This window comes from Shimia sp. MMG029 (genome assembly GCF_027947445.1).
In the GTDB taxonomy this organism is placed as follows: Bacteria; Pseudomonadota; Alphaproteobacteria; order Rhodobacterales; family Rhodobacteraceae; genus Shimia.
In genome coordinates this window covers 1-19,829 of record NZ_JAQJIM010000009.1, presented here as the reverse complement: position 1 = coordinate 19,829, position 19,829 = coordinate 1, and the positions used below count along the sequence as shown (strand labels likewise).

The 19,829-nt window shown below is 57.0% G+C and carries 23 protein-coding genes, 1 tRNA gene and 1 riboswitch; of the genes, 7 read left to right on the top strand and 17 right to left on the bottom strand.

Features of this window, described 5'->3' with window-relative positions; all coding sequences use genetic code 11:
* Positions 1 to 65: 65 nt before the first annotated feature.
* The 17 genes from PJL69_RS17640 to PJL69_RS17560 form a co-directional block, all read right to left on the bottom strand.
* Positions 66 to 800, bottom strand: a complete 735-nt coding sequence (locus PJL69_RS17640; RefSeq protein ID WP_271310845.1) for an ABC transporter permease — start codon at positions 798 to 800, stop codon at positions 66 to 68.
* Complete coding sequence (locus PJL69_RS17635) at positions 797 to 1,525, bottom strand: ABC transporter ATP-binding protein (RefSeq protein ID WP_271310844.1); 729 nt, start codon at positions 1,523 to 1,525, stop codon at positions 797 to 799. Before PJL69_RS17635 ends, PJL69_RS17640 begins: the two co-directional genes overlap by 4 nt.
* Positions 1,522 to 2,202, bottom strand: a complete 681-nt coding sequence (gene tenA / locus PJL69_RS17630; protein WP_271310843.1) for a thiaminase II — start codon at positions 2,200 to 2,202, stop codon at positions 1,522 to 1,524. Before tenA ends, PJL69_RS17635 begins: the two co-directional genes overlap by 4 nt.
* On the bottom strand, positions 2,199 to 3,134 hold the full coding sequence (locus tag PJL69_RS17625; RefSeq protein WP_271310933.1) for an ABC transporter substrate-binding protein: 936 nt from the start codon (positions 3,132 to 3,134) through the stop codon (positions 2,199 to 2,201). The genes tenA and PJL69_RS17625 overlap by 4 nt, the downstream gene beginning before the upstream one ends.
* Positions 3,135 to 3,161: 27 nt before the next feature.
* The gene (locus PJL69_RS17620; protein WP_271310842.1) at positions 3,162 to 4,127 is read right to left on the bottom strand and encodes a HesA/MoeB/ThiF family protein; all 966 of its coding nucleotides are present in this window, start codon (positions 4,125 to 4,127) and stop codon (positions 3,162 to 3,164) included.
* The gene (locus PJL69_RS17615) at positions 4,124 to 4,720 is read right to left on the bottom strand and encodes a thiamine phosphate synthase (RefSeq protein ID WP_271310841.1); all 597 of its coding nucleotides are present in this window, start codon (positions 4,718 to 4,720) and stop codon (positions 4,124 to 4,126) included. The genes PJL69_RS17620 and PJL69_RS17615 overlap by 4 nt, the downstream gene beginning before the upstream one ends.
* Entirely contained in the window at positions 4,717 to 5,487 is a 771-nt protein-coding gene (locus PJL69_RS17610) for a thiazole synthase (protein WP_271310840.1), read from the bottom strand. The genes PJL69_RS17615 and PJL69_RS17610 overlap by 4 nt, the downstream gene beginning before the upstream one ends.
* 3 nt (positions 5,488 to 5,490) lie before the next feature.
* The gene (gene thiS / locus PJL69_RS17605; RefSeq protein ID WP_271310839.1) at positions 5,491 to 5,685 is read right to left on the bottom strand and encodes a sulfur carrier protein ThiS; all 195 of its coding nucleotides are present in this window, start codon (positions 5,683 to 5,685) and stop codon (positions 5,491 to 5,493) included.
* On the bottom strand, positions 5,669 to 6,646 hold the full coding sequence (locus PJL69_RS17600; RefSeq protein WP_271310838.1) for an FAD-dependent oxidoreductase: 978 nt from the start codon (positions 6,644 to 6,646) through the stop codon (positions 5,669 to 5,671). The genes thiS and PJL69_RS17600 overlap by 17 nt, the downstream gene beginning before the upstream one ends.
* Positions 6,643 to 7,446, bottom strand: coding sequence for a bifunctional hydroxymethylpyrimidine kinase/phosphomethylpyrimidine kinase (gene thiD / locus PJL69_RS17595; protein ID WP_271310837.1), 804 nt, complete (start codon positions 7,444 to 7,446; stop codon positions 6,643 to 6,645). The genes PJL69_RS17600 and thiD overlap by 4 nt, the downstream gene beginning before the upstream one ends.
* A 48-nt stretch (positions 7,447 to 7,494) precedes the next feature.
* Positions 7,495 to 7,602: riboswitch (TPP riboswitch) on the bottom strand.
* 88 nt (positions 7,603 to 7,690) lie between these two features.
* Positions 7,691 to 8,179, bottom strand: coding sequence for a bacterioferritin (bfr, locus tag PJL69_RS17590; RefSeq protein ID WP_209098103.1), 489 nt, complete (start codon positions 8,177 to 8,179; stop codon positions 7,691 to 7,693).
* Positions 8,154 to 8,420: a (2Fe-2S)-binding protein gene (locus PJL69_RS17585; RefSeq protein WP_271310836.1), complete on the bottom strand. Its 267-nt coding sequence runs from the start codon at positions 8,418 to 8,420 to the stop codon at positions 8,154 to 8,156. Before PJL69_RS17585 ends, bfr begins: the two co-directional genes overlap by 26 nt.
* A 12-nt stretch (positions 8,421 to 8,432) precedes the next feature.
* Positions 8,433 to 8,594, bottom strand: coding sequence for a hemin uptake protein HemP (hemP, locus tag PJL69_RS17580; RefSeq protein ID WP_441347511.1), 162 nt, complete (start codon positions 8,592 to 8,594; stop codon positions 8,433 to 8,435).
* Between the two features lie 162 nt (positions 8,595 to 8,756).
* Positions 8,757 to 9,689, bottom strand: coding sequence for a metal ABC transporter permease (locus PJL69_RS17575; RefSeq protein WP_271310835.1), 933 nt, complete (start codon positions 9,687 to 9,689; stop codon positions 8,757 to 8,759).
* Positions 9,686 to 10,891 (bottom strand): metal ABC transporter permease, encoded by a 1,206-nt coding sequence (locus PJL69_RS17570; RefSeq protein WP_271310834.1) that lies wholly within the window; start codon positions 10,889 to 10,891, stop codon positions 9,686 to 9,688. Before PJL69_RS17570 ends, PJL69_RS17575 begins: the two co-directional genes overlap by 4 nt.
* Positions 10,892 to 10,894: 3 nt before the next feature.
* A complete protein-coding gene (locus tag PJL69_RS17565; RefSeq protein WP_271310833.1) occupies positions 10,895 to 11,701 on the bottom strand; it encodes a metal ABC transporter ATP-binding protein in 807 nt (268 codons plus the stop codon).
* 10 nt (positions 11,702 to 11,711) lie between these two features.
* Positions 11,712 to 12,674, bottom strand: coding sequence for a metal ABC transporter solute-binding protein, Zn/Mn family (locus tag PJL69_RS17560; RefSeq protein ID WP_441347507.1), 963 nt, complete (start codon positions 12,672 to 12,674; stop codon positions 11,712 to 11,714).
* Positions 12,675 to 12,865: 191 nt separating this feature from the next.
* On the opposite strand from PJL69_RS17560, the gene deoC reads away from it, so the two are divergent.
* From deoC to PJL69_RS17525, 7 genes are all read left to right on the top strand, one after another.
* Positions 12,866 to 13,858, top strand: a complete 993-nt coding sequence (deoC, locus tag PJL69_RS17555; protein ID WP_271310832.1) for a deoxyribose-phosphate aldolase — start codon at positions 12,866 to 12,868, stop codon at positions 13,856 to 13,858.
* 19 nt (positions 13,859 to 13,877) lie between these two features.
* The gene (locus PJL69_RS17550) at positions 13,878 to 16,223 is read left to right on the top strand and encodes an aldehyde dehydrogenase family protein (protein WP_271310831.1); all 2,346 of its coding nucleotides are present in this window, start codon (positions 13,878 to 13,880) and stop codon (positions 16,221 to 16,223) included.
* Positions 16,224 to 16,334: 111 nt separating this feature from the next.
* Positions 16,335 to 16,817: an RNA pyrophosphohydrolase gene (locus PJL69_RS17545; RefSeq protein WP_271310830.1), complete on the top strand. Its 483-nt coding sequence runs from the start codon at positions 16,335 to 16,337 to the stop codon at positions 16,815 to 16,817.
* Between the two features lie 107 nt (positions 16,818 to 16,924).
* Positions 16,925 to 17,001: transfer RNA gene (locus PJL69_RS17540), tRNA-Arg, on the top strand.
* Between the two features lie 216 nt (positions 17,002 to 17,217).
* Positions 17,218 to 18,018, top strand: a complete 801-nt coding sequence (locus tag PJL69_RS17535; protein ID WP_271310829.1) for an FRG domain-containing protein — start codon at positions 17,218 to 17,220, stop codon at positions 18,016 to 18,018.
* A complete protein-coding gene (locus PJL69_RS17530; protein WP_271310828.1) occupies positions 18,015 to 19,061 on the top strand; it encodes a DUF262 domain-containing protein in 1,047 nt (348 codons plus the stop codon). The genes PJL69_RS17535 and PJL69_RS17530 overlap by 4 nt, the downstream gene beginning before the upstream one ends.
* Positions 19,062 to 19,250: 189 nt before the next feature.
* The coding region (locus tag PJL69_RS17525) for a hypothetical protein (protein WP_271310827.1) at positions 19,251 to 19,829 on the top strand (579 nt) is incomplete at its 3' end.

The following is a 19,829-nucleotide window of genomic DNA, read 5'->3' as shown; positions in this document are numbered from 1 at the left end:
GCGATCTGCGCCCAAGGTGTCAGGCGCAAAATCAAGCAATATTTGGGATATTCACAGATGTAAGCCTAACTTTCTCGGTCCCCCAACTGACGGGTGAGTTTTGCAACCATGAGGTAGAGAAACACCGACAACACACCAAGCGTGAGCATCGCCGCAAACATCAGATCGGTTTTGGCGCGGCCATTGGCAAGCAGCATCAGGTATCCAAGTCCTTTGGATGCCCCCACCCATTCACCGATGACTGCGCCAATCGGTGCATAAACCGCGGCCAGCCGCACACCTGCGCCCAATGAAGGCAGCGCAGCCGGCACGCGGATCAGCCACAGCACGCGAAACGGGCTCGCTTGCATGGTTTTTGCAAGATCAAGGTAGCCCGATGGCGTGCGCATCAAACCGTCAAAAAACGCAGACGTCACCGGGAAATAAATGATCAGAACCGCCATGGCGACTTTGGACCAAAGGCCATAGCCAAGCCAGAGTGTCAGGATCGGAGCAAGCGCAAACACCGGCAGCGCTTGCGTAAACACAAGGATCGGCTGCACCAACATGCGGGCGGTTTTTGACGTCGCTAGGTGGAGTGCGGTCACGATGCCCAGAGCCGTTCCAATGGCGAGACCGATCAGCACTTCCTGCGCGGTCACCAATGTATGCTCTGCAATCACGGCCAGATTGGTCCACCAAGTTTCGGCCACAAGGAGAGGTCCGGGCAGAATGAAGCGCGGCAAGTCAGTGAGAGACACGATCAACTGCCAGATCGCGACAGCAAAAACAGTCGCAGCAAGCGCCGGGATAATCTTCATGCGGCCTGTCCCATAAGTAAGCGCAGCAGATCTGATTGGCACGTCAGTGTTTCAATTGCCTCAACCGCGCGGGGCACAGCGGTGGCAGGTGGCACCACAGAGGTCAGACCTTCTGATGTCATAACATGGATGGCATGGCCCAATCGCGCGGCTTCGCCCGGATCATGAGTCACCACCAAAACGGTGCGCCCCGCCAGCAATTCCACAGCCAGATCCTGCATCGACGCGCGGGTCTGTGCATCCAGCGCCGAAAACGGCTCGTCCAGCAAGATGATGGGCTTGTCTTCCATTAGAGTGCGCGCAAGCGCCACACGCTGACGCTGTCCACCAGAAAGCTCGCTGGGACGTTTGCCCAAATGGTCACGCAAGCCACAGCGGTCAAGAAGGCGGGCCAATCGGGCGTCATCCAGCTTTTGTCCCCGCAGGCGGGTGCCCAGCGCGATGTTTTTCTCAACCGTGGCCCAGGGCAACAACAGGTCATCCTGCGCCATATAAGCGATCTGATCGGCGACATGTGTGCCATCTGTGGCAGTGATGGAGCCGTCAAAGACGGCACCTGTTGGAAGGTCAGCCAGCAGCCGCAAAACCGTTGTTTTGCCCACGCCTGACCCACCTAGCAGGCAAGTCCAACGCCCGGCATCCAGTGTCAGAGACAAAGGTGCAAAAAGCCTGCGCCCCTCAATGGTCGCCTCTCCTTCAAAGAGGATGCCGGGCGCTGATGTCATGGTGTCATGCCCATCTGCCAGAAGCTGACTTCAAGCTCTGTGGCTTTGCGAAATTTCTCACACAGCGTTGCGAAACGAGGGCTCTTGTCAAAGTCTTTGCCCAAGCGACGTTCAAGCGCGCTGTCAAGCAACTGCCCAACAGCCGCGCAATCGCCCTGGAAGCCTTCGCCGGAATAGGTGGCGATCCAGTCTGCGTAGGTCTCAGAAGATTTTTCCTGCCCCAGACGCGCACCGATTTCACCATAGCCGAGCACACAGGGCGCAAGCGCCGCCAGCAGATCCAGCAGATCACCGGTATAGCCAGCCTCCAGCACAAAGCGGGTGTAGGCGAGGTTTTCGGCACGTTCCGGGGTCGCAAAAAGCTCTTCTTGTGGGATGCCTGCGGCCTCGCAAATGCCCACATGGAGCTGCATCTCTTCTGCGACCAGCGCATTCACCGTGGCCACAGCGGCGAGCATTTCCTCGTGAGTTTCCGATTTCACCACCGCCAACGCCCAAGCGCGGGAGAAGTGGATCAGAAAAACGTAATCCTGACGCAGATAATGCAGAAAAGACTCGCGCGGCAGCGTGCCGTCTTTCAGACCTTCGACAAACGCATGGCGGGTGTAAGCCCCCCATGCGTCGCCCGCCTCCGCGCGCAATAGCGCGAAGGCACGGCCATAATCTGGCGCACTCATTCTGCAGTCACATCAATGGTGATCGCATCAACTGGGTTGATGCTGTCGATCATACCGCTGTCATGCAGAAACTGCTCAAAACGGGCATAGCGGCCAGCGTCAAAACCAGCTGGGCGCAGAGCGAAACGGGTCAATGTGTCCGCCCAAGCGCGCACGTTCAGCTCATCCTGAAGTTCCACGGAGGTGCTGGAGAAGATTTCCCAGCTCTTGTCGGGGTTGTTCACGATATATTGCGTGGCCTTCTCAGTCGCCGCAAGGAACCGCGCCACTTTGTCGGCATCCATCGTGTCAGGGTTGGCAACGTAAATCAGCTCGTCATAAGACGGCACACCCTCTTCCTCGATGTAAAAACAGGTGCCCGGCGCGCCTTCGATATCCATCTGATTGAGTTCAAAGTTACGATAAGCGCCAATCACCGCAGAGACCTGACCCGACATGACTGACGGCCCAAGCGAGAAGTTCACGTTCACCAATTCGACATCTGCGAGATCGACGCCGTATTTGTTCAGGACCGCACCCAGAACCGCCTCTTCAACGCCAGCTACGGAGAACCCAATCTTTTTACCTTTCAGGTCCGCAGGAGTTTTGATCGGGCCATCTTTCATCACCAGAAGGCAATTCAGCGGGGTCGCAACCAGAGTGCCGACGCGCTTCAACGGCAAACCTTCATGAATTTGCAGGTGCAGATTCGGCTGGTAGGATACAGCGAGATCTGCCTGACCTGCCGCCACAAGACGTGGTGGCATGGATGGGTCCGCTGGCGGTACGATTTCCACCTCAAGCCCCTGCTCGGCAAAATAGCCGTTTTCCTGGGCCACAATGATCGGACCGTGGTCGGGGTTGATGAACCAATCCAGCAGGAGAGTCATCTTATCCGCCGCCATGGCAGGGGCGGCAGCCATCAGGGCGATCGCCGTGACAGAGGCTTTCATCAAGTGCTTCATTCTATGTCCTTTCAACTAAGAAGCTGAGGCTGCGACGAGCACAATCTCGCCCGGCCAAATCTCATGGGTTTGCTCTGCGGCACGCCAAGCGCGAAGCCCCGTTGCGCAACAAAGTGCCAGCCGCCCCTCGGCTGCTGGCAGGTGATCTTTCAATTGATCGGGTGCAATGCGCAGCGCATCTGGATGCGCCGGTGTTGGCGCCTCCTCGCTGCTGCGCAGCTCCACGATGGTATCTGAGGGTGCAAGTGTTTCCGGTGCCACAAAGGCAAAAGCCTGAACAGGTTCGGGCGCGCCCTCAAACCGAAAGGGCGCACTGCGCAGGGTTTTGGCATCAAACTGCACCATCTGGCCAAGCGGGCTTGGGGTCTGCCCCATCAGGGACGCCAGCGCCATCTGCGCCTGCATGGCCCCCATCATAGCCACCACCGGCCCCATCACACCTGCAGTGGCACAGCTTGCTGCATTTTGCGGCGCTTCCGGGAAGATCGCACGCAGCGAGGGCGCGCCGCCACAGACACCTGCGACATAGCCAGACAGGCCCAATGCGGAAGCGGTGATCAGGGGAATGTTGCGCGCAAAACAGAGATCGCTGAGTGTATAGCTCACCGCGTAGCTGTCTGCACAATCCATCACGAGGGTTACGCCTTGCAACAGCTTCGGCGCGTTGGAAGGTGTGAGTTTGCCAATCACCGACACCACATCAATTTCGCTGTTGATTGCGCGGCAGCGGGCAGCGGCCACTTCGGCCTTGGCTTGTCTTTGATCCAACTCCGTAAAAAGCGTCTGTCGGTGCAGATTGGACAGTTCGACCTGATCGCCATCCACAATGGTGATACGCGCCACACCTGCACCTGCCAGCAGCGGCAAAGCCGGTGCCGCGAGCCCGCCTGCGCCAATCACGAGCACATGGGCCGCCGCCAGCCTTGCCTGACCATCTTCGCCCACTTCGGACAGGATCATCTGGCGCGCATAGCGGCTCACGCGCAGACCTCCAGCCACCGGCGCACGCGTGCCTCTGGATCATCGTTCAGCGTGATATCGGTGACCGCAGAAACAATATCTGCGCCAGCTTCGAGCACGCCTGGCGCACGCTCCACCGACATGCCACCGATGCCTACGAGTGGCACGTCGCCAACCCGTTCTTTCCATTCGGTGACCCTTGGCAGCCCCTGTTGATGCCATTTCATCTTTTTCAGAATGGTTGGGTAGACCGGGCCAAGCGCCACATAGTCTGGGTCCATCGCCAGAACACGCTCCAGCTCATCATCATCATGGGTTGAGACACCCATTTTGAGCCCCGCCGCCCGGATCGCTTTCAAATCGGCGTCATCGAGGTCTTCCTGACCGAGGTGGATCCAGTCACAGCCCAGATCCACTGCCGCCTGCCAGTAGTCATTGATCACCAGTACAGCGCCGTATTCGCGGCAAAGCGCCTGACCCACAGCGATCTGAGCGCGCACATGCGCCTCGGTTTGATTTTTGATGCGCAGCTGCACCAGCTTGATGCCAAGCGGCAGCATCCGCTTGAGCCAGCTGACATCATCAAAAATCGGATAGAATTTGTGCAAGGTCATGACAGAAAAGCCTTTCCAATGACGGGCGTGGAGGCTTCAGCCATATCGCGTGCCTCAATTGGATCGGCTTCAAACGCCGCCTGCCCTGCCTCTACGGCCCTGATCATGGCGCGCGCCATAGCCACAGGATCGCCTGCGCGGGCCACAGCGGTGTTGAGCAGCACCGCATCAAAGCCAAGCTCCATCGCCGCAGCCGCGTGTGACGGCAGGCCAATGCCCGCATCGACCACCAGGGGCACATCGGGGAATTCGGCGCGCATCGCACGCAGCGCATAGATATTATTCAAGCCACGACCAGAGCCAATCGGCGCACCCCAGGGCATCAGCACCTCGCAGCCGGCCTCCAGAAGACGCTCGCCCACGATCAGGTCTTCGGTGGTGTAGGGAAACACCTCAAAGCCATCTTCGGAGAGAATGCGCGCAGCTTCGACCAGTTGGAACACATCTGGCTGTAAGCTGTCGGTGTGGCCAATGAGCTCAAGTTTGATCCATTTGGTATCAAACACCTCACGCGCCATATGGGCGGTGGTCACGGCCTCTTTCACGGTGTGACAGCCGGCCGTGTTGGGCAGCACATGCACGCCCAGATCCTGAATCATTTTCCAGAAGGTCTGCCCGGTGCCACCTGCGCCTTCGCGGCGCAGCGACACGGTAGCAACCCCGGCACCGCTTGCGCGGAACGCCTCCTCAAGGATGGCGGGGCTTGGATATTGAGCGGTGCCCAGCATCAGCGGGTTGGGCAGATCAACGCCATAAAACGGTCTCATCACTCAGCCTCCCTGCATCGGGGCAACCACTTCGATGCGGTCGCCATCTGTCAGCGCTTGCCCTGCGCGCAGCGTCGTGGGCACAAAGGTTTCGTTCAGCGATGTGGCGACACGACCGGTAAAACCGCATTCCTCCAGCGCCTCGGCAAGGGTGGCGGCGGCCACCTCGCGCGTTTCTCCGTTAAGCACGATCTTCATCGACCATCTCCGAATGTGTGTTTTGAAGCGCCAGATCGGCCACGCCGCGCGCCAGAGCCGGCGCGAGCAGGTAGCCGTGACGGTAAAGCCCATTGGCATAAATTGTCCGACCAAGTCGCCGGATGCGAGGTAGGTTGTCTGGAAATGCCGGGCGTAGATCGACGCCAATTTCCAGCACTTCCGCTTCGCCGAACGCCGGGTTGAGCGCATAGGCCGCACTGAGCATTTCCAGCATGGACCGCGCGGTGATGCGGCTGCTGTCTTCGCTTTCAATCATGGTGGCGCCAAGCATATAGATGCCCTCGCCACGCGGCACGATATAAAGCGGAATGCGCGGATGCAGCAGGCGCACAGGACGGGTGATCTCTACATCCGGACAGCGGATGATGAGCATTTCGCCCTTCACCCCGCGCAGATCATAGAGATATTCGCGCGCAGACAAACCACGGCAGTCAATTGCGTTTTCAAGCTGCGTTGGGGCGATACGCTTGTGAAACGCCACACCTTTGTCTTTGAGCCCGCGATAAAGATCCTGAAGCGCCTGACGTGGGTTCAGATGGGCCTCGTCTTGAAAAAACAACCCTTGGCCAAACCCATGCAGATCCGACTCCAACTCTGAAATCTTATCGCGGCCAACTTCTGAAAAATTCTCTGTGCGGCGCGCAAACCGGCGCAGGTCTGGCAGATCGCGCTTGCTGGCCACAACCAATGTGCCGGACGTGGTGACAGGCGTGCGTGCGCGCCACCAGTCAATTGCCTGCTTGCCCAGCCGCAGCACCGGCTCCTCGGCGTTTTCATATTCACACCACGGCGCCAGCATGCCGCCCGCCCACCAGCTACAACCATGCGGGCCGGGCTGGCCGGCAGGGTCAAAGATCTGTACCTCTGCCCCGCGCTCTACAAGCTCGGTGGCAACCGCCAACCCGGCGACGCCTGCACCAATGACGGAAAAAAGGCTCATGCAGGCCAGACCCGGTGGAAATGATGCAGAGGGCCGTGACCGTGGCCAATGTTGAGATCATCCGCTGCCGCAATTGCGCCTTGCAGGTAGCTATGCGCCTCTGCGACCGCGTCCTGCAGGGCTAGCCCCTTGGCAAGACCCGCCGCCACGGAGGACGACAGAGTGCACCCGGTGCCATGGGTGTTGCGGGTGTGTTTGCGTGGGGCGGTGAACTCTGCCGCCACCCCCTCAGATGTGATCAGAAAATCGCGACAAATGTCACCAGAGGCGTGCCCACCCTTCATCAAGACGGCCTGCGCTCCCAACGCGCAGAGCGCCCTACCTTGCGCCACCATTTCCTGATCGTTCTGCGCCATCTTTTGATCCAGCAGGCGCGCCGCTTCGGGCAGGTTCGGCGTGATGACGGTTGCGCGGGGCAGCAGAACCTCGCGCAATGTGGAGACCGCCTCGTCTGCCAACAGCGTATCACCAGACTTGGCGATCATCACGGTATCCAAAACGACGGGACCGGTGAAACCCTTGATCGCGTCAGTGACGGTGTGAATGATTTCTGGCGTGGCCAGCATACCAATCTTGATCGCATTGACAGCCAGGTCAGACAAAACCGCATCAATTTGCGCGCGCACCACATCCAATGGAATGGCGTGCACGGCGGTCACGGCCTGCGTGTTTTGTGCGGTCACAGCGGTGAGCACACTGGCGCCAAATGTGCCGAGTGCGGAAAACGCTTTCAAATCTGCCTGAATGCCTGCGCCGCCGCCGCTGTCAGAGCCGGCGATAGTCAAAGCGATATGTGCCAAAATGGCGCCTCCCAGTTCGCAAACGGGATTCCGCACGGCAAAAACGTTATCTTTTTTGACACCGTTCCCTCCGCCGGAATTGCCCGGATCAGGTTCGATGGGTTTACGCACAAGCGACTCTCAGCCCCAACAAGTGAGGCACCCCAACGGTTGTCGGATGCATACAAAAGGCCACTGGAAACGTCAAAGCAAAACGACACCCTTGCAAATCAAGAGTGCCGCATTGGCTTACAAAGCGAGGCGCTTAGCTCTCTGCCTCGTCCATTGTTGCAGCATTTAGCTGGGCGTAGCGCTCAGCGCCGATACGCTCATGCAGTTCAAGCTGTGTTTCGAGGAAGTCGATGTGCCCTTCCTCGTCGGCAAGAAGCTCTTCAAAAAGCTTCATGGACACAAAATCTCCGGCCTCCTGACAGCATTTGCGCGCCTCAGAATACAGCTCGCGCGCGCTGACCTCTGCGGCCAAGTCACATTCAAGCGTTTCCAGAGGCGTCTGCCCAATGCGCAACGGATCGAGTTTCTGGAGATTTGGATGGCCACCCAAGAAAATGATGCGAGCGATGAGCTTGTCAGCGTGCTCCATCTCTTCGATGGACTCCTCGCGGCTCTTCTTGGCCATATGGATCAGCCCCCAGTCTTCCTGGAGACGATAATGCAACCAGTACTGACTGACTGCCGTGAGCTCGTGTCTTAGTGATTTGTTTAGGTATTCAATAACTTCTGGATTGCCTTTCAATGCGTCGTCCCTCCGTATGTGGCTTGCGCAGACCAGTAAGGTGCGCGGGCACAGTCAGGTTATCATTATTCCGCATTGTGTCGAGAAACAGAGGCATGCAGCCACCACAATCGGCGGCTTTACCAAGGGCGTGGTAGACCTTGCCCGGATTGATCAAGGCTGCCGGATCAGACGCGCGCATCCAGTCAATGGCGGCGTGAATGTCGTGATCGGAGATGTTCATGCAATGACAAACGATCATGGCAGCCTCGTTTTACTTGGTCAGAATGAGCTTTCCCTGACGGGTGATGCGCAGGGTATATTCTGCGTCTTCAAGGCGAATGCGCGCGAGATTGCCGCCTTTTGTCAGCGTCTCAGCGTCATGGATTGGAGTTGACTGCGCGGTTGCTGCGTCAAAGCGGTCGGTCATATTCATACTCTTGTTATCTTCGCGTGACATCGCGTTTCGCCCTCAGATTGCAGGCATCAAAAGCTCAGAAGAATCAGATTTGGTAGAGTCACCAAGCCCAGTGCTCACGAGCTCCTTTTTTCTTACTGAAATAGTAAGAAAGATCAACCAGAGTTTTTCAGTCAGCTATTAAAATGAGACTGCAGATGCGCCAGATCGCAACCGGCACGGTCCGCAAAACGCAGCCGCGGCCAAAATAAGCCCTGAAACCGTCGCGATCATTCCCGCGGCACTGACTGCATTTTCAAACCCAAACCAAAGCGGCGCATAGCCAGCCAACACATAGCCAAGCACCGCAGACAACGTGGCGAAGGCCACGCTCCAAGCGATTTGATGTTCAAGACGATTTGTCATGAGGCGCGCCGCTGCTGGTGGGCAGATGAACATGGCAATCACAATGATCGAACCCACCGCATCAAAGGCTGCAACCGCAGCCAAAGCAGAAACAAGCACCAGCGAGATGCCCAACACAGTGGTGGGCGTGCCCATTGTTCTTGCAAAGTTTTCATCGAATGTGGACAGCACCAGCGGGCGCCAGAACAGCCACAGGAACACTGCGACCCCCATCAATGCGATCGCGACACGCCCAAGTTCAGGCGGCAATCCCAACAAGGCGTCTGCATCCAACAGGCTGCCCCAGCCTGTTGCGTCCAGCCAGATCAAGCTTTCCAGATTGCCATAAAGTGCGTGTTCTACATCCAAGTGAACCCCGGATGTATCGCTTTGTTCCAACAACAAAACACCACCGGCAAAGAGCGTGGTGAAAGTCAGCCCCATGGCGGCGCCCGGCTCGATATTGCCCAAGCGACGGACGGCTTCGATCATCAACACAGCAACCACAGCTGCGCCGGCTGCACCGATCATCATCGGCAATGCGGCCACCACGCCTGTCAGCAAAAATGCGGTCACGATACCTGGCAACACCACATGAGAGATGGCATCTCCGATCAGCGCCTGTTTGCGCAACAGAAGAAAGTTGCCGGGAAGCGCGCATGCAATCGCGGACAGCACACCGATCAACATCGGTGTGAGGGACAAAGGGACAAATTCCGCACCGCTCATGACGTCACCTCTTTCGGGCCACCTATCCGGTGGTCAATCTCTACAATCTGATCGGCGGTCAGTACGGTTTCGATGTCGCGCAACCCGTCATACAGTGCCGCAGCGCTTTCAAACGCCGGATCCTGACGCACGGTTTCCCAGCGCTTTTCATCCAGCAATGCCTTGGCGGCACGCGCGCGGCCCGTGTCGGTGGGCACCCCGTCGGCATGTGCCAATCCGGCGCGGCGCAAAATACGCAGCGTGTACGCCTCATAGATCGGCTGACCTTGCGCCAAGGCCAAAAGCCCCTGCCGCAGATGAACCCGGCGCTGAAACCGATTGTGGCGAAGCCCAACCGCAAGCAATCCACGATTTGGTGCGAGCAGAAGTGACAGAGCAAAGAGCGCAAAACTGACCAAAACAATGATCGGCCCGGTGGGCAGCGCGGGCGCAATCGCGGAAAGGCTGGCCCCAATCCACGCGGCAGCCCCGCCGGCAACACCAGCGATCAGTGTCATGTGGTCGGTGCGGTCTGTCCAGAAGCGGGCCGTGACCGGCGGAATGATCAGCATGGCGACGATCAAGATCAGCCCGACAATCTTCAAACCAATCACCGTTACAGCCATGGCAAGCGCCATGATCGCCAGATCCATGCGCTGCACATTCAATCCACGCGCAGCCGCATATTCGGGATCAAAGGCCAGCAAGGTCATCGGGCGGCGCAAGATCACAACTGCCAAAAGCGTGAGGGCACCACCAATGGCAATAACCATCGCATCGTTAAACAACATTCCAGCGGTGGCCCCCAGCAGGAAACTCTCAAGCCCCGCCGCACGCCCGCTTCCCATGGTCTGAATGACCGTCAACAGAACAATGCCAAACCCAAAAAACACCGAAAGCACCGCGCCAATGGCCGCATCCTCAGAAAGCCGCGTGCGCTGGCTCAACAGATTGACGCACAATAGCCCAACCCACGAAGACATTGCGGCCCCAAGCAGTAGGACCGGCAACGACCGTCCGTCACCCCCAAGCAGCACCATCACAATAAAGGCGAGCCCCACACCGGGTAGCGTTGCATGGCTGATCGCATCGCTGACCAAGGCACGTTTGCGCAGATAGAGGAAGGTTCCGGTGACGCCGGACGCAACGCCGAGCAAAGCGGCACCCACGGTCACCAGCGTGGCATTGTAGCCAAGCTGCAAAGTCAGAGCATCAAGCAACATAGGTTAGCCTGCCGCGAGTTCCAGCTGGTCAATTTGCCCGGTTGCCAAACGCCCGCCATAGGTCTTGTGGAGGGTGTCTGGCGTGAAGGCCTCCGCCACAGTGCCTTCGGCAACTTTGCGGGTGTTGATCAGGAACACACAATCAAAATAGGTCGGCACAGTGGTCAAGTCATGATGCACAGCCACGACGGTTTTACCCTCAGAGCGCAGCGCCTTGAGCACGTCGATGATGGCTTTTTCAGTAGCGGCATCAACGCCCGCGAAGGGCTCGTCCAGCAGATAGAGATCGGCATTTTGCGCCAAGGCGCGCGCAAGAAACACGCGCTGTTGCTGGCCACCGGAAAGCTGGCCAATCTGGCGTTCGGCGAATTCGGTCATGCCGACGCGTTCCAGACAGGCGTACGCTTTGTCCATATGATGCGGGCGAATGCGTCGCAGCAGGCCCAGCTCACGGGACAGCCCCATCAGCACAACGTCAATCACACGGGTTGGGAAATCCCAATCCACGCTGGCGCGTTGTGGCACATAAGCGATGCGATGACGTGCCGCTTTCAGCGGCTTGCCAAAGACTGTCGCCTGCCCAGCAAGAGGCGACACAATGCCAAGCGCTGCCTTCAGCAGAGTGGATTTACCTGCGCCATTTGGCCCGATGATCGCGGTCATCGCGCCTTCTGCAACGGTCATATCAACAGAAAACACAACGGGTTTCTGACCGTAGGAAACGGTCATGCCACGGATCGCCAGCGGGCTTTCAGAAGCAGAGGAAGATGAGGGCGCCACACCCTCGTTTGCAGCCAGGGAAACGCTCATCTTTTTCTCCTTACGACCCAACCGTCAGATCACCAGACATACCGCGCAGTGGCACCTGTCCGCCGAGCGCCCGTGAAATCACGGTGATGTTGTGGTCAATCATGCCGACATAGGTGCCCTCATAGGTGCCTTCCGCCCCCATGGCATCTGAGTAGAGCTCGCCGCCAATCACAACTTCATGGCCCTTGGCCGCCGCACCTTCGACAAGGGCGCGAATCGACCGGTCAGAGACTGAGCTTTCAACGAAAACAGCCCCGATCTGACGTTCAACAAGCATATCAACCAATTCACCAATCCGGTTCAGGCCGGCCTCAGATTCGGTTGAGATGCCCTGAATGCCCATGACTTCAAACCCGTAGGCCTGGCCAAAGTACCCAAAAGCATCATGCGCCGTCAGCAGAATACGGGCTTCCTGCGGCACAGACGTCAGCCCTTTTTCTGCGTAGGCGCTCAGCTGTTCAAGGTCTTTGAGAAAGATTTCGGTGTTCGCTTCGAAAACGGCACGATCCTCTGGGCTGCTTTCGATGAGCGCATCGCGCACCCGTTCTGCAACAAAGACCCAGAGCTTGGGGTCCATCCAAACATGCGGGTCAAATTTGTCAGCATAGTCATCGTGCCCACGCAGCAATTCGCGTGGCAGCGTATCCGTGACAGCCACCACATTGCCGCGCTCTTCCAGCCTATGGAAGAAATCCTCCATTTGCGCTTCGAGATAAAGGCCATGCCACAGCACCAGATCAGCCTTGGTCATGGCAACAATATCAGTCCGGGTTTGGCGATAGGCATGTGGATCAACACCAGCGCCCATCAAACCTTTCACCTCAACTTCATCGCCCCCAATACGGCGGGCTGTATCAGCAATCATACCGGTCGTGGCGACGACTTGCAGAGCGCCATCGGCCAAAACCGGTGTTGCGACACTGAACATAGCGACAGCGGCTGCCGCAAAAAAACTTCGACGAGGGAATCGCATGGTATCTCCTGTTGGCCTTCTTGTAACTGATTATGAGAACCATTCGCAAGTCTGTCAATGCAATTGCGAACCATTCTCAATTTAATGCTGACCAAACGGTCAAAAGATTGCAATTCCGGCCAAGCGAAGCCTTGCCAAGCCCCCCCAATATAGGGCAGTTTGGAGCCTGTTTTTCGATACAGGATAGGCCGATGGCAACGTCAACACTGACCCCCACTGGGCATCAGCTGCCCACCGCATTGGAGCCGCGTAACCCAGGAATGCCACTGGATCTAGATTGGGTGCGCAGCGCGCAGGCAAATACATCTGCCATCGAACGCCGCGCCAAAACGCTCCCCGGCCGCCGGTCTGTCAAAAAGGACTATCAGGCGGCGTGGCTGTGCAAAGCGATTTCGCTTATCGACCTGACGACGCTTTCAGGGGATGACACGGAAGGCCGCGTGGAGCGGCTGGCCGCAAAAGCCAAACAGCCCGTACGTGCGGATCTGCTCGCCACGTTGGGGATGGAAGACCTGACCACCGGAGCGGTCTGTGTCTATCACGATATGATCGAAACAGCCGTCACCGCCCTCAAAGGGACCGGCATTCCTGTAGCTGCGGTTTCTACCGGATTTCCTGCAGGGTTGTCGCCTTATCACCTGCGCATCGCAGAAATTGGCGAAAGTGTGAAAGCGGGCGCGGAAGAAATCGACATTGTCATCACGCGCCGTCACGTGCTGCAAGGCAACTGGCAGGCGCTCTACGATGAAATGAAAGACATGCGCGAAGCATGTGGCGACGCGCATGTGAAAGCCATTCTGGCAACTGGTGAGCTCGGCACGCTGCGCAATGTGGCAAAGGCCTCTCTGGTCTGCATGATGGCTGGCGCTGACTTCATCAAAACCTCCACCGGCAAGGAAAGCGTAAACGCCACCCTGCCCGTCTCTCTGGTGATGATCCGCGCGATCCGCGATTATTACGAGCGCACAGGCTTCCGCATTGGCTACAAACCTGCGGGCGGCATTTCCAAAGCCAAAGACGCGCTCGTATACTTGTCGTTGATCAAGGATGAGTTGGGGGATCGCTGGCTGCAGCCTGATCTCTTCCGCTTTGGGGCATCTTCCCTGCTCGGCGACATCGAACGCCAGCTCGAACACCACGTCACCGGCCAATACTCGGCCTCCTACCGCCACGCGATGGCCTGATCCGAGAAAGGCTGACACGATGACCGTAAAAGAGATTTTTGAGACCATGGATTATGGCCCTGCCCCGGAAAGCGCTGCAGATGCGTTGGCTTGGATCGTCGATCAAGGCGCGGCCTTTGGCCATTTTATCGACGGTGCCTGGACCACGCCGCGCAAGGATTTCCAATCCAAGAACCCTGCCAATGGCGAAACACTGGCGGACCTGACGCAGGCTTCGCAAGATGAGGTCAACGCCGCTGTCAAAGCAGCGCGTAAAGCGCAAGGCAAATGGGAAGGGCTCGGCGGCCATGGCCGCGCGAAATACCTATATGCCATTGCGCGCCTGCTACAGAAACACGCGCGCCTGTTTGCTGTGCTGGAGACACTGGACAACGGCAAACCGATCCGCGAAAGCCGTGACATCGATATCCCACTGGTGCAGCGCCATTTCTACTATCACGCAGGCATGGCACAGTTGATGGAAGCAGAGCTGCCCAACGCTCAAGCGCTGGGTGTTTGCGGCCAGATCATTCCATGGAACTTCCCGCTATTGATGCTGGCGTGGAAAGTGGCCCCTGCGCTTGCCATGGGCAACACCGTGGTGCTGAAACCAGCGGAATACACCTCCCTGACCGCGCTGTTGTTTGCAGACATCTGCCAACAGGCGGGCCTGCCGGCAGGTGTGGTGAACATCGTCACTGGCGACGGTGCCGTGGGTGAAATGATCACCACGCATGACGACGTCAACAAGGTTGCCTTTACCGGCTCTACCGAGGTGGGCAAGCGCATCCGCGAAGCCACTGCTGGATCCGGCAAGTCTCTCACGCTGGAGCTGGGTGGCAAATCGCCTTATATCGTGTTTGAAGACGCAGACATCGACAGCGCGATCGAAGGTCTGGTGGATGCGATCTGGTTCAACCAGGGTCAGGTCTGCTGTGCCGGCTCTCGTCTGCTCGTGCAGGAAGGCATCGCTGAGCGCTTCCACACAAAACTGAAAGCGCGCATGGATGGGCTGCGCATCGGCAACCCGCTCGACAAATGCATCGACGTGGGCGCTGTGGTGGATCCCCTGCAACTGCAAACCATCACTGAGATGGTGGACAGCAACAGCGAAGGCGAAACATACAAAGCCGCCATCGAGATGCCAGTGGAAGGCTGCTTCTACCCGCCAACCCTGATCACTGGCCTCGCGCCCTCCTCCAAACTGATGCAGGAAGAGATTTTTGGCCCGGTGCTGGTCTCCACCACCTTCCGCACCCCCTCTGAAGCGGTGCAGCTGGCCAACAACACACGTTATGGCCTTGCCGCGACGCTGTGGACGGAAAACGTGAACCTCGCGCTGGACATCGCACCCAAACTTGCCGCCGGTGTGGTTTGGGTGAATGCGACCAACCTGTTTGATGCCGCTGCCGGCTTTGGCGGCGTGCGCGAAAGTGGCTATGGCCGCGAGGGTGGCTGGGAAGGGCTTGCTGCCTACACCAAGCCCAAAGGCACAGCCAAAGAGCTCAAACCGGTTGAAGCCTTCGCAGGCGACAAAGGCCCGGTGGATCCGCTGGACCGCACACCAAAACTCTATGTCGGTGGCAAACAGGCACGCCCGGATGGCGGCTACAGCCAGAATATCTACGGCAAAAACGGCGCGCTGCTGGGTCAGGCCCCCATCGCCAATCGTAAAGATGTGCGCAACGCTGTCGAGGCAGCACATGCAGCCAAAGGCTGGTCCGGCACCACATGCCATTTGCGCGCGCAGATCCTGTACTACATCGCCGAAAACCTCTCCGCTCGTCGTGAAGAGTTCGCGAGTCGCATCGATGCGCTGACCGGCGGCAAAGATGGCGTACAGGAAGTCGAAACCGCGATCAGTCGCCTCTTCACCTATGCAGCATGGGCAGACAAATATGACGGTCAGGCCCATGGCGTGCCCATTCGCGGCGTCGCGTTGGCGATGAAGGAGCCTGTGGGTGTGATTGGCGCACTCTGTGCTGACGAAGCCCCGCTTCTTGGCCTGATCTCTGCCATGGCCCCAGCCATCGCAATGGGCAACCGCGCGGTGCTGGTGGCCTCCGAGGCTTTCCCACTGGCAGCGACCGACTTCTATCAGGTTCTGGAGACCTCTGATGTGCCAGCCGGCGTGGTGAACATTCTCACCGGCTCTCACGCGGAACTCGCAGGCTCCCTGGCCGGGCACCTGGATGTTGATGCGGTCTGGTCCTTCTCCAGCACAGACTTAGCACAGGAGATTGAGGCCGCAAGCGCGGGCAATCTGAAGCGCACTTGGGTCAACAACGGCAAAGCGCGTGACTGGTTGAGCGCTGATGGCGAAGGTCGTGCCTTCCTGCAGGCTGCAACTGAGGTCAAAAACATCTGGGTGCCCTACGGCGAATAACGCCTGCCATGCTGGAAACTGAAACAGCCCTGCTCGCACGGGGCTGTTTTCATTTGCGACCCTGCTTGCGGGGCGATACCAGTGGCGCATCACCAAGTCAGGGAGCCCACGATGACACCGGAAGAAATCGCAAAATTGCCCTATCGTGAAAACGTCGGTGTGATGCTGGTGAATGGCGATGGCCATGTTTTTGTGGGCCAGCGTCTGGACAGCGAGGTCCCCGCCTGGCAGATGCCTCAAGGCGGGATCGACAAAGGCGAAAGCCCCAAAGATGCGGCCCTTCGTGAGCTCGAAGAGGAAACCGGCGTTTCTGCTGATCTGGTGACGGTCGAGGCAGAAACCGCTGATTGGATTGCTTACGACCTCCCCCACGATATCGTGCCGCGCATCTGGAAAGGCCGCTTTCGCGGACAGAAACAAATGTGGTATCTGCTGCGCTTTCACGGCAGCGATGCGGATGTGAACATTGCGGTGGATCACCCGGAATTTTCCGAATGGCGCTGGCTGCCCGTTGATGAACTGGTAGACAATATCGTGCCGTTCAAACGCGAGGTTTATCAGCAGGTTGTGGCGGCGTTTGCCGAACACTTCTAAACCCCAAACTCACCGAGCACTTGAAGATTTCTTAAAATCAAAAGCAGAGTTGGGCCAATAAAAACCTGCATGACAAGGCCACCTTGCCTCGCTAGAAGTTTCAGCACGGCCCCGTGGCTCAACTGGATAGAGCAGCCCCCTCCTAAGGGGCAGGTTGCAGGTTCGAATCCTGCCGGGGTCGCCAATAAAATCAGTATCTTATGGAGTTGCAGGGACTTCAAGCAACTTGCTTCGGGACGAAACTCGGAACGAAATTCGCTCGACTGCGTTTGCCTCGTAGGTATCGAGACCATTTGACCAGAGCCAAATCGCCGACTGGTTTTTGTGAGAGTCTTCTTGTGGTTGCACAATCCTTGACTGTCGCCGATAGTCCTCCCGGTAAATTTCACTTGAGGTGCCAATGCCAGCGCTTGAAAAGCACACATGCACGAATTTCGCGGAATTCATGGACGTAATTGAGAAATTCCAGGATGCCCACGAAGCATCATGGTATCGGGGAGTTGGAAACTCTTCCCACGGGTTATCCCCGTCAATTTTTCGGCATCCGAAAAAGAAGAGCATAGAGAAAATTCAGGAGCTGGAAATCGAATTGGCTTCAGTCTTTGAGCAGCGCTCTCCGCCATTCGTAGCTCAGTCATTTGACGGCGAATGGGAGCAGATGTTCTTCATGCAGCACTACGGCATTCCAACACGCTTGCTGGACTGGACAGAAAGCCCCTTCATCGCACTGTATTTTGCACTCTCCTCATGCGAACGAACCGCTCAGGGCAAACCGAAATACGACGCGGCTTTTTGGATGTTGGACCCTGCCGCTTGGAACAAGGGAGCGCTTCAGGATATCTCTTACGACGGTGGGATATTGAACCCAAACCGTGAGCAAGTAAAAAGCTACAGCCCGAAAGTTGACCTGGCTGAGAGAAAAAACCTTCCGGTAATGATTTATGGGACTCACAATAGCCCCAGGATCGTCGCTCAACGAGGAATGTTTGCCTTGTTTGGAAAGAGCGTTGATCCAATGGAAAAGAACTACAAAAGCGGTGGGTTTGATTCTGGTGTCTTGCAACAAGTGATCATCCCTAAAGCGAACCGAGATAGCATTGCCTCTTCTTTGTTCCGAAAAGGGGTGTCCGATTCCACCATCTACCCTGATCTTCATGGCCTCTCGATGGAACTGAAGCGTTCGTTTGGATTCACACAATGAGAAACTTCAAAATATCGCCCCATACTCCCAGAACCCTAATTTGGTGGTATAACCGTAGGGACGAAATTGACTTTGACCCGCCCTACCAGCGGCGTGGGCGGCTTTGGTCTGCCGTAGACAAAGCGTATCTGATTGACTCCATTATCAACGGTTTCGACGTTCCGAAACTGTATCTCGCCGATTTCCAGTTCGGGCAGTCTTCTCTCAACAAAGCCAAGCTTCCCTATGCGATCATTGACGGAAAGCAAAGGTTGGAGGCAGTGTTCGATTTCTTTGAAAACAAGCTGGTCTTGAATGAAGATTGCATTTTTCGGAAAGATCCATCCCTGAAGATCGGAGGGCTTAGCCTGAAGGATCTGAGAAAATCATATGGCAAAGTGGCTGAAGAGTTTGAAAATGCATCTCTCGATATTATGAGCGTGCATGCCGAAGACGAAGCCGACATCAACGAAATCTTCGTTCGCCTTAATAAATCGAAACCCTTGACAGGTGCAGAGGTTCGAAATGCAGTCGCCGGCCCAGTTTCTGAACTTGCCCGACTGATCGCTTCTCACGAGTTCTTTGTGGAAAATATTAAGTTCTCGGTCGCTCGCGCAGCAGATTTGAATGCCGCTACGAAACTACTGCTGTTCGAGTATGAAGGAAAACAAACGGCCACCAAAAAGATTGATCTTGATCGGTTCGCAAAGAGCGATGTTGAGCGCCCAAGATTGGAGCTGGCAGGAAGGCGTGCGCTGGACACACTTTCAGCTATGAGCGATGTCTTCATTCCCAAAGACCCGCTACTTTCTTCAGCCGGGATGGTTCCCGTGTATTATTGGTTTGTTCGAGACCTTCCGGTCGAAGCTTTGTCGTCGATCCGCCAATTCTTGCTTCATTTTGAAGAGATGCGGAAGAAAAGCCGCAGCCAGGAAGAATCCAATCTTTCCGACGAAATGCGTCGTCTCGTGGCTCGTTTTGAAACTCTCAACAGAAGCACGAATGACCTTCAAAGCCACGTTGGACGTGTCCAGATCCTGCATGAGATCTTTGACAGCTGGTAGCCTTGCCGAGAAAGAAAAGCGGCTGTAGGCAATTGCTACTCTGCTACCTTGCAGGCTGTTTTTCTGCTCTGCTGGCGCGAATGCCGCCCGCGGATTGCTTCCACGAAGTGGCCCTCCTTTTTCCCCTGGAAAAAGGGTTAGCGGGTTAACCCTTTTGTGAAAGGGGTAATCTGTCCTTACCTCTGAGGCATGAAGGAACAGAACGAAAGAGCAGGGCTTGTGGGCGCTGTCCGACAGAAGGCTATCGGCTTCCCTGATCTGGCAAATATGGAGCGCCATGGGAAGCGAGAAGACACCAGCGGGCAGCAATGGCGAATCCGAGATGCTGAACCTCTTGTCTATGGTTCTCTGGATCTTGCAGACGCAAGAAAAGCGCATATGCTGGGGGTTAAGCAGTCGGGATGCTCGGCCTGCATTCATGCTCTCGTCCAATTCCCGACCGGGTTGCTGGATGGTGCGAACGAAGACCATCAACGGGCTATGCTTGGCCACGCGGTTGAGTTCCTGAACGGCTATCATGGTGGGGATGCGGTCTTTGCTGCTCGCCTCGACCGAGATGAAAAAGGTCGGCACACTGCTGATGTGTTTTTGCTGCCGCGATATGATTTCCATTACAAGGATGGAAGGACGGCTAAGAAGGCCTCCGTGTCCAAATTTAGTAAAGCTCACGCGAAGGAGCGGTTCGGTCGAGATGATCGCCGGTCGCAGGGATCTGCGTTGCAGGATGCGTTTTTCGAACATCTAAGAGATGAAATGCATTTGGATGGC

Bases quoted from the DNA above. Each gene is read 5' to 3' on its own strand.
- PJL69_RS17640 (WP_271310845.1), bottom strand. From the start codon at position 800: ATGAAGATTATCCCGGCGCTTGCTGCGACTGTTTTTGCTGTCGCGATC.
- PJL69_RS17635 (WP_271310844.1), bottom strand. From the start codon at position 1,525: ATGACATCAGCGCCCGGCATCCTCTTTGAAGGAGAGGCGACCATTGAG.
- tenA (WP_271310843.1), bottom strand. From the start codon at position 2,202: ATGAGTGCGCCAGATTATGGCCGTGCCTTCGCGCTATTGCGCGCGGAG.
- PJL69_RS17625 (WP_271310933.1), bottom strand. From the start codon at position 3,134: ATGAAAGCCTCTGTCACGGCGATCGCCCTGATGGCTGCCGCCCCTGCC.
- PJL69_RS17615 (WP_271310841.1), bottom strand. From the start codon at position 4,720: ATGACCTTGCACAAATTCTATCCGATTTTTGATGATGTCAGCTGGCTC.
- PJL69_RS17610 (WP_271310840.1), bottom strand. From the start codon at position 5,487: ATGAGACCGTTTTATGGCGTTGATCTGCCCAACCCGCTGATGCTGGGC.
- thiS (WP_271310839.1), bottom strand. From the start codon at position 5,685: ATGAAGATCGTGCTTAACGGAGAAACGCGCGAGGTGGCCGCCGCCACC.
- PJL69_RS17600 (WP_271310838.1), bottom strand. From the start codon at position 6,646: ATGAGCCTTTTTTCCGTCATTGGTGCAGGCGTCGCCGGGTTGGCGGTT.
- PJL69_RS17585 (WP_271310836.1), bottom strand. From the start codon at position 8,420: ATGATCGTTTGTCATTGCATGAACATCTCCGATCACGACATTCACGCC.
- hemP (WP_441347511.1), bottom strand. From the start codon at position 8,594: ATGAATATGACCGACCGCTTTGACGCAGCAACCGCGCAGTCAACTCCA.
- PJL69_RS17575 (WP_271310835.1), bottom strand. From the start codon at position 9,689: ATGAGCGGTGCGGAATTTGTCCCTTTGTCCCTCACACCGATGTTGATC.
- PJL69_RS17570 (WP_271310834.1), bottom strand. From the start codon at position 10,891: ATGTTGCTTGATGCTCTGACTTTGCAGCTTGGCTACAATGCCACGCTG.
- PJL69_RS17565 (WP_271310833.1), bottom strand. From the start codon at position 11,701: ATGAGCGTTTCCCTGGCTGCAAACGAGGGTGTGGCGCCCTCATCTTCC.
- PJL69_RS17560 (WP_441347507.1), bottom strand. From the start codon at position 12,674: ATGCGATTCCCTCGTCGAAGTTTTTTTGCGGCAGCCGCTGTCGCTATG.
- deoC (WP_271310832.1), top strand. From the start codon at position 12,866: ATGGCAACGTCAACACTGACCCCCACTGGGCATCAGCTGCCCACCGCA.
- PJL69_RS17550 (WP_271310831.1), top strand. From the start codon at position 13,878: ATGACCGTAAAAGAGATTTTTGAGACCATGGATTATGGCCCTGCCCCG.
- PJL69_RS17545 (WP_271310830.1), top strand. From the start codon at position 16,335: ATGACACCGGAAGAAATCGCAAAATTGCCCTATCGTGAAAACGTCGGT.
- PJL69_RS17535 (WP_271310829.1), top strand. From the start codon at position 17,218: ATGCCAGCGCTTGAAAAGCACACATGCACGAATTTCGCGGAATTCATG.
- PJL69_RS17530 (WP_271310828.1), top strand. From the start codon at position 18,015: ATGAGAAACTTCAAAATATCGCCCCATACTCCCAGAACCCTAATTTGG.